This is a genomic window from Alcanivorax sp. HI0083, from assembly GCF_001635175.1.
This window is the reverse complement of record NZ_LWFX01001526.1, coordinates 1-4,711: the sequence shown is the minus strand read 5'-3', so window position 1 is coordinate 4,711 and position 4,711 is coordinate 1. Positions and strand designations below refer to the sequence as shown.

Sequence of the window (4,711 nt, the reverse complement as noted above, 5' to 3'; positions counted from 1 at the left end):
GCCAGACGCTACCCACAACGCGTCTGGCGCCAGGCATCGGGTGGCTGGCGCTTTACCGGAAGCACTGAGTTATGAGCCAAGACAACACCACACAGAATGTCGACGCCTCGCAGCAAGCCGCTGCCGAAAACCGGCTGATCGCTGAGCGCCGTGCCAAGCTGACCGAACTGCGCGAACACGGCAATCCGTTCCCGAACCATTTCCGCCGGGATTCCCTGGCCGCCGACTTGCAGGCGCAGTATGGCGAGTTCACCAAGGAAGAGCTGGAAGAGAAGAATATTCAGGTGGCGGTGGCCGGTCGCATGATGCTGGACCGCAAAGCCTTCAAGGTGCTGCAGGACATGTCCGGCCGCATTCAGATTTTTGCACCCAAGGATGAAACCCGCGATGTGCGCAAAGAGACCAAGAGCTGGGATCTGGGCGATATCATCGGGGTGCGCGGTACGCTGTGCAAATCCGGCAAGGGCGATCTGTATGTGATGATGGATGAGTACCTGCTGCTCACCAAGTCACTGCGTCCGCTGCCCGAGAAACACAAGGGTTTGACTGACACCGAGGCTAAATACCGCCAGCGTTATGTGGACCTGATCGTCAACGAGGATACGCGCAAGGCGTTCCAGATTCGCGCCAAGATCGTGGCCGGAATTCGTAACTTCCTGGTGCAAAAAGACTTTGTGGAAGCCGAAACCCCGATGCTGCAGGTGATTCCCGGCGGCGCTACCGCGCGCCCCTTTATCACCCATCACAACAGCCTGGATCTGGACATGTACCTGCGCATTGCGCCGGAACTGTACCTGAAGCGGCTGGTGGTAGGCGGCTTCGAGAAGGTATTCGAGATTAACCGTAACTTCCGTAATGAAGGCCTTTCCACCCGGCATAACCCGGAATTCACCATGCTGGAGTTCTATCAGGCCTACGGTGATTACCACGACCTGATGAACCTGACCGAGGAGATGCTGCGCACCCTGGCGGAGACGGTGCTGGGTACAACGGACGTGGCGTATCAGGGTGATGTGTACGATTTTGGTAAACCTTTTGCGCGGATGACGGTATTCGATTCCATTTTGCATTTTAATCCGGATATGGATGCCGCCAAGCTGGCGGATGAGCAAGGTGCCCGTGAAATTGCTACTGGCCTGGGTATTCCTCTCAAGGGCGGCTATGGCTTGGGCAAGGTGCAGATCGAGATCTTCGAAAAGACGGTGGAACACCGTTTGAAGGATCCGACCTTTATTACCGAATACCCCACCGAGGTGTCGCCGCTGGCGCGCCGCATGGACGATAACCCCTTTGTTACCGAGCGGTTTGAGTTCTTTGTGGGTGGCCGTGAAATTGCCAATGGTTTCTCCGAGTTGAATGACGCGGAAGACCAGGCGGAGCGTTTCCGCCAGCAGGTGGAAGAGAAAGCGGCCGGTGATGATGAAGCCATGTTCTACGACGAGGACTATGTGGTCGCGTTGGAGCACGGCTTGCCGCCGACGGCCGGGGAGGGCATCGGCATTGATCGTCTGGTAATGTTGTTTACAGATGCGCCGTCTATTCGAGACGTTATTCTGTTCCCGCATATGCGGCCTCAGGGCTGATAAAGGCTGTTTTTTCAGGCGCCATTTGCGCCTGCCGCCCTTGCGGGATTGAAGTCGGGAGAGCGACACAAATTTAGGGCTGACAACAAAGGCTGGCTGTGTCCATGACAAGTGCAATTCAGTACCAGGGAAGAAAAGCGCGCCGCACGGGTAGCGAGCAGCGTCGACAGGCAATTCTTGAGGCCTCGCTCAGTATTATTGTGCGCGAGGGTATTCGTGCCGTTCGCCACCGGGCGGTTGCCCGTGAAGCGGAGGTGCCCCTTTCGGCGACCACCTATTACTTCAAGGATATCTCCGATCTGATCGCGGATACCTTCACGTTGTTCGCCGAGCGGGCAATGAAGGAAGTGATCGAGCCGTTCAAGGAGCAGGCCTTTGGGCTGATGTCGCAGTTTTCCCGCGATAGCCTGGCAGACCCGCAAGAGCGGGACCGGCTGGTGAAGTTGCTGGCGCAAATGATGGCGGCCTTTATTGTGGATGAGCTGCAGAATCGCCGCGACCATGTGGTTGCCGAGCAGGCGTTTATTCAGGAAGCAATTCTGGATGCGCGGCTGCGTGAACTGGCGGACATGTACCTGCGCCAGCATGTGGAGACGCTGACCATGGCCTGCGAACTCTTTGGCTGCAAAGAACCAAAGCTGGACGCGGAGTTAATCTTCGCCACCTTCCTGACCATCGAACAGCGCTTGCTGGTACACCCGGAAAAAATCTCCCAGGAGTTTGTCGAGAAGCGCATGTACAACATGCTGGATAAAGTCGTTCCCCACCATGGCTGATGTGGATCCCGCGAACACCTCGGGTGGCAAGGGCGTGCCGTTAGAGCCCGGCTGGCAACAGCATTTGGCGGGCGAATTCGAGCAGGATTACATGGCGCAACTGCGCGCCTTCCTGGCAGAACAGAAGCGTGCGGGGAAAACGGTTTTCCCGCCGGGGCCGGATATTTTCAACGCCTTTAACCTGACGCCCTTTGAGCAGGTAAAGGTAGTAATCCTGGGGCAGGACCCTTATCACGGTCCAAACCAGGCCCATGGCTTGTGCTTTTCCGTTCAGCACGGCGTAAAGACGCCGCCGTCACTGGTGAATATCTACAAGGAAATTCACCGGGATCTGGGCTTCGATATTCCTTCCCATGGCAACCTGACCCATTGGGCTGAGCAGGGTGTGCTGTTGCTCAATGCGGTGCTTACTGTCGAGGCCGGGCAAGCTGCTTCGCACCAGAAGCAGGGGTGGGAGAGGTTTACCGATGAAGCCATCGAGCATCTGAATCGTGATCGTGATGGCTTGGTGTTTTTGCTTTGGGGCAGCCATGCCCAGAAGAAAGGTCGCCTGATCGATCGCGACAAGCACTGCGTGCTCTCTGCCCCGCACCCTTCACCGTTATCTGCGTACCGTGGTTTCCTCGGCTGTGGCCATTTCTCCCGCGCGAATCAATACCTGCTTCAGCAGGGAAAAACGGCTATTGATTGGTCGGTGCCTGAAAATTAACAATTAATAATGAATAGTTAATAGCTGCGCGGTTGGTCACCTCGGTCTTTTCGAGTCCTGGGGCCGCGCCTATAGCATGAACGCGGCTTCAGACGTGCTGAATAGATGGGGTGGCCCGCGCAAATGATTAACTGTTAATTATTAACTATTCACTGCTTTATGGAGTCGTTGTGTCTGACTGCGTGTTGTTTTCCGAAATCGAAACCCGTTGCGGCCGAGTGATCGCCCGCGCCACTCTGAATGCCCCCAAATCCCTGAACGCGCTAAGCCTGGAGATGATCCAGTTGCTGAGCGAGAAGCTGGATGCCTGGGAGCAACGTTCTGATGTGGTGGCGATCTGGCTGGATGGTGCTGGCGGCAAGGCGCTCTGCGCGGGCGGCGATATCGTGCAAATGCACAAGTCCATGGTGAAACACGCGGGCGAAGGCCGTAATCCGTTTACCGAAGAATATTTCGCGGCGGAATATGTGCTGGATTATCGGCTGCACACCAGTGCCATCCCGGTCATCGTTTATGGTGATGGTATTGTCATGGGGGGCGGTATGGGCCTGTTACAGGGTGCCGACTTCCGCCTGGTCACGCCGCGTTCGCGCATGGCCATGCCGGAAATCACCATCGGCCTGTTCCCGGATGTGGGTGGCAGCTGGTTCCTGAATCGTCTGCCCGGCCGGGTGGGGTTGTTCCTGGGGCTCACCGGGGTGCACATCAACGGTCGCGAAGCGGTAGAAATCGGCATGGCGGACCGCATGGTGGACGCCGATGCCGACAGCCTGCTGGATGCACTGGCCGAGCAGGATTTCGCGGATGATGAAGCCGAAAACCGCGCGGTGATGTACCGCTTGTTCAAGCAACAAGCGGCGGACATGAGTGATCTGCCTCATCCGTTGATCGACCATCTGCCGTTGATTAATCGTCTGTGTGATGGCGAAAGCATTGCGGTGGTTACTGAGCAGCTGCTGAACGTGAAAGAGCGTGACCGCTGGCTGGACAAGGCACTGGGCAACCTGGAGCGCGGCTGCCCGCAAACCGCCCATCTGGTGTGGGAGCAGCTGGATCGCTCTACCTATTACGATCTGGCTGAGGTGTTCCGCATGGAGTGGTGCCTGGCTGTGCAATGCTCCCTGCACGGTGACTTCCGCGAAGGGGTGCGGGCCTTGTTGATCGACAAGGATGGTAAGCCCGGGTTCCGCCATCGTGATGTGGCGTCGGTGCCGAAAGCCTACATCGATAGCTTTTTCCGTTGCCCGGCGCCGAAGCATCCACTGGCGGATCTGGGTAAGACCCGGTAATCCCGGCAACACACAAAAAAGGCGCTTCGGCGCCTTTTTTGTTTAGGAAGGGGGGCGGTTGGGGTAGATACCGTCTCTCCCAATGAACCACAACCCCTCTCAAACGGGCTGTGGTTCATATTCTTTCTGGTGCGCCAGCACGCCGTAAGCGATGTGCACCAGTTNTCTCATGGCCGCGCCCAGCGCTGACATCTTTCGTTTGCCTGCAGCACACAGCCGTTGATATTGGCGCCGAATGCTGGGGTTATGCCGCATCGCCACAACGGCACCCATGTATAACTTTTGCCGCAACGCGGGGTCGCCATTCTTCGAGAGCCGCGGCGCGTGCCTGACCGAACTGCCCGAGGTCCACTC

At 57.3% G+C, this 4,711-nt stretch carries 5 protein-coding genes; 4 read left to right on the top strand and 1 reads right to left on the bottom strand.

Annotation, left to right across the window (positions count from 1 at the left end; genetic code table 11):
* Positions 1 to 71: 71 nt before the first annotated feature.
* The 4 genes from lysS to A3754_RS22940 all read left to right on the top strand — a co-directional run bounded on the left by lysS (position 72) and on the right by A3754_RS22940 (position 4,357).
* A complete protein-coding gene (gene lysS / locus A3754_RS22955; protein ID WP_063521441.1) occupies positions 72 to 1,583 on the top strand; it encodes a lysine--tRNA ligase in 1,512 nt (503 codons plus the stop codon).
* A 104-nt stretch (positions 1,584 to 1,687) separates the two neighbouring features.
* Positions 1,688 to 2,359, top strand: coding sequence for a TetR/AcrR family transcriptional regulator (locus A3754_RS22950; protein ID WP_063521440.1), 672 nt, complete (start codon positions 1,688 to 1,690; stop codon positions 2,357 to 2,359).
* Positions 2,352 to 3,068, top strand: coding sequence for a uracil-DNA glycosylase (gene ung, locus A3754_RS22945; protein WP_063521439.1), 717 nt, complete (start codon positions 2,352 to 2,354; stop codon positions 3,066 to 3,068). The genes A3754_RS22950 and ung overlap by 8 nt, the downstream gene beginning before the upstream one ends.
* Positions 3,069 to 3,238: 170 nt before the next feature.
* The gene (locus A3754_RS22940; RefSeq protein ID WP_231880751.1) at positions 3,239 to 4,357 is read left to right on the top strand and encodes an enoyl-CoA hydratase/isomerase family protein; all 1,119 of its coding nucleotides are present in this window, start codon (positions 3,239 to 3,241) and stop codon (positions 4,355 to 4,357) included.
* A gap of 99 nt (positions 4,358 to 4,456) precedes the next feature.
* Here A3754_RS22940 and A3754_RS22935 read toward each other — a convergent pair.
* Positions 4,457 to 4,711: transposase (locus A3754_RS22935; RefSeq protein ID WP_156497165.1), on the bottom strand; the 255-nt coding region annotated here is incomplete at its 5' end.

Excerpts from the sequence above, each read along its gene's own strand:
- A3754_RS22950 (WP_063521440.1), top strand. The coding sequence starts at position 1,688 with ATGACAAGTGCAATTCAGTACCAGGGAAGAAAAGCGCGCCGCACGGGT.
- lysS (WP_063521441.1), top strand. The coding sequence starts at position 72 with ATGAGCCAAGACAACACCACACAGAATGTCGACGCCTCGCAGCAAGCC.
- ung (WP_063521439.1), top strand. The coding sequence starts at position 2,352 with ATGGCTGATGTGGATCCCGCGAACACCTCGGGTGGCAAGGGCGTGCCG.